Genomic DNA, 1524 nt, shown 5'->3' on the forward strand with positions numbered 1-1524 from the left:
AAGCGCGATCATGGACTACCTGGAGCACCACAATGCCGACCCGAGACCCTTTGTCTGGACCGCCTCGGCCTCAGCTATCCTGGAAAAGGTCGCCCGTGCGAAACAAGCGTTAGAGTCACAACACTAGGATGACATGCTTATAGTCAAACGCGATATAGTAGTCGGAGCCGTTGTAACGCATGCTGCGCAGGGCATCCAAAGCCCGCTTCTTGGCTTCCTCCGTCGATATCTCCCCCTTCCGGGCGCGAGCCTCCAGATCGGCAACGGTGCTGATTGCAACCTCGGTCAGGCTCTTCAGTTCTGCCTGCTTACGCTCCGTCAGAACCGTCGAAATCGTGACGGAGCCATAGATTGAGAGTGCGATGAGAGCGAGAATGCCGGCGATCATTCCTGCATAGAACCGACCAGCGACTCCCGAAAGAGCGCGCACCAACTTCGGCGCGCCAGATGCTTTTTCAGACATTTTGCTTCATTGGCCTGCCCACATGACCGTGAGAGGCGCGCGCCCCCTTGACGCGCATGATCCAGGCGGCGGGGGAATACCGCGCCAAGCTTGCACGGGGCTGAAAGGAGTATGTAGGGCTCCCCCTCGTCACCTCATTCCCTTCAGGGACTGCTCTATGGCGTCCGGGCGGAAAGCGGCTATCCCAAATGCCTTATTCTTCCGAGATGCACCTACCTCTCATGACCATGAGCCGGATCCTTCCCTCATCGAAGGATCGGGCCATAATCCCAACCCCCATCCAGGTTTGCCCCTACGGATCGTCACTAAGCGCCAACCGTTGGGAGGCGCTTCTTTTTTGGCCTCATCGGATTCGGCTCGCCCTCTATTCACGGCATGCGAATGCGAAAAACATTTTCACGCCAGCTTCCCGCTATAGAAGCGTTTCTTCCTCAAAGGCAGGATCTCAAGGATGAGCCATCGGATACCCGAGCGTCGAGCAAGTCAGCGCCATCTTGCCCACCTGGAAGGACGGATCGCGAGCAAGACCGCTCAGGCACCGATCGAATGCACGGTCTGGGACTTGTCGGAGGCCGGGGTGCGTCTGGTGGTGTCCCCACCTGCCGATGTTCCGCTGGAATTCGAGCTGCAGATTCCGTCGGAGGACGCGAAAGCGAATGTCCGGCTGGTGTGGACCACCGGGATTCATTACGGGGCGAGGTTCACGGACTAAAAACCGGTAGAACCCGCATCATAACCCCCAAATTCGTCCTGCTTGTAGGGTAATCTTCCCAAAAAGAAGGGGTTCGCGTAGAAGACCACCTTCCGCTAGTGTTGTGACTCTAACGCTTGTTTCGCACGGGCGACCTTTTCCAGGATAGCTGAGGCCGAGGCGGTCCAGACAAAGGGTCTCGGGTCGGCATTGTGGTGCTCCAGGTAGTCCATGATCGCGCTTTCCAGATCGGGCACGCTCGTGAAGGCGCCCCGCCGAATGCGCTCCTGGGTGATCAGGGCAAAGAAGCGCTCAACCTGGTTGAGCCATGAGGCCGAGGTCGGCGTGAAGTGCAGGTGGAAGCGCGGAT

At 58.3% G+C, this 1524-nt stretch carries 2 protein-coding genes and 1 pseudogene; 1 reads left to right on the plus strand and 2 read right to left on the minus strand.

Translation table 11 applies throughout. The features are described 5' to 3' along the window. Positions 1-115: 115 nt before the first annotated feature. On the minus strand, positions 116-463 hold the full coding sequence (locus tag FS320_RS43185) for a cache domain-containing protein (RefSeq protein ID WP_152718628.1): 348 nt from the start codon (positions 461-463) through the stop codon (positions 116-118). A gap of 451 nt (positions 464-914) precedes the next feature. Between FS320_RS43185 and FS320_RS43190 the strand changes: the two genes are divergently transcribed. Next, entirely contained in the window at positions 915-1175 is a 261-nt protein-coding gene (locus tag FS320_RS43190) for a PilZ domain-containing protein (protein WP_152718629.1), read from the plus strand. A gap of 95 nt (positions 1176-1270) precedes the next feature. On the opposite strand, the pseudogene FS320_RS46820 reads toward FS320_RS43190, so the two are convergent. Further along, positions 1271-1524 (minus strand): annotated as a pseudogene (locus FS320_RS46820) (IS630 family transposase); the annotation flags it as partial.

The organism is Microvirga tunisiensis (genome assembly GCF_009296175.1).
GTDB lineage: Bacteria > Pseudomonadota > Alphaproteobacteria > Rhizobiales > Beijerinckiaceae > Microvirga > Microvirga tunisiensis.

Bases quoted from the DNA above. Each gene is read 5' to 3' on its own strand.
- FS320_RS43185 (WP_152718628.1), bottom strand. From the start codon at position 463: ATGTCTGAAAAAGCATCTGGCGCGCCGAAGTTGGTGCGCGCTCTTTCG.
- FS320_RS43190 (WP_152718629.1), top strand. From the start codon at position 915: ATGAGCCATCGGATACCCGAGCGTCGAGCAAGTCAGCGCCATCTTGCC.